1 protein-coding gene is annotated in these 938 nt (G+C 29.9%); it reads right to left on the bottom strand.

Going from position 1 to position 938, the window contains the following annotated elements; all coding sequences use genetic code 11:
• Positions 1-367 precede the first annotated feature (367 nt).
• Positions 368-763, bottom strand: a complete 396-nt coding sequence (locus MNY27_RS10910) for a hypothetical protein (protein WP_152183164.1) — start codon at positions 761-763, stop codon at positions 368-370.
• Positions 764-938 lie beyond the last annotated feature (175 nt).

A 938-nucleotide genomic window follows, 5' to 3' on the forward strand; every position in this document is an offset into this window, starting at 1 on the left:
TCCTTTCAAAAAAGATGAAATGGAGTCTATCAAAAATTAATTTGATTTTTTAAGGTTTGTGTTTAAAAAGTAACTTTTAACTCACTTCCTTTAGTGCCAATTTTAGCAGTTCGTTTGACACTTATACGCTCTTCCAGAGAGGGAAAAATAAAAAGACAAGGTTTTTAATGCAAAAGAGGCTTATGGTAGTTAAATTATTTTCCTTTGTTCCAGTGTAAAAATATATTGAATATGCAATTTGTAAAAAATCGCCCTAAATACCTATCCTAAGTGATTGGGGAGTAATATTTCTGTGTAGCGGGTTGGACATAGGAACGGATAACGGATGTAATATTGGAGTTGTTTCGGAAAAATTCGGTAAATAAATTTAATGTTGTTTGCACATTTGAAAAGTATTGTTTTTGTTCCTTTTATCTACGGCAAGGTAGCAGTTCTTATTTAATTGATGTAGTTTAAAAGTTTTATTACTGGATGAATGATTTAGGAAAAAATTTGGCAGCATTCCTATTTGTTTATTATCTAAAAATATGTTTAGATCATGCTTTTTAAGTGTATATTTTTTCTTTGTTCCAGTAACATTTATTCCATGCTTATTTATTATATTGATAGTTTTATCTGTATTGAATCTGATAGTTGTTCCATATGCAACGAGTGCGCAACATTTAAAAGGACGGTTTTTTACATTACTTGAGAGTTTCCATGTGCCTGTGATTTCAATAGCATATGTTGAAGTGATGAGAATAAAAATAAGAAAAGATTTCATAAAGATCCTTTTTGTGCGACAGGTATTTTAGCATACAATAGAAGAAATTTTTCTTGAGTGTGCAGTATGATATAATACCCATATGAAAAAAGAACAAATACTCAACTATCTTAGCAGTGTTAAAACGAAGTACCAAAAAGAGGGTTTTATGATTAAGGCTCTTTTTGGTTCCTAT

This window comes from Sulfurimonas sp. NWX79 (assembly GCF_039667035.1).
GTDB classification, from domain to species: Bacteria; Campylobacterota; Campylobacteria; order Campylobacterales; family Sulfurimonadaceae; genus Sulfurimonas; species Sulfurimonas indica.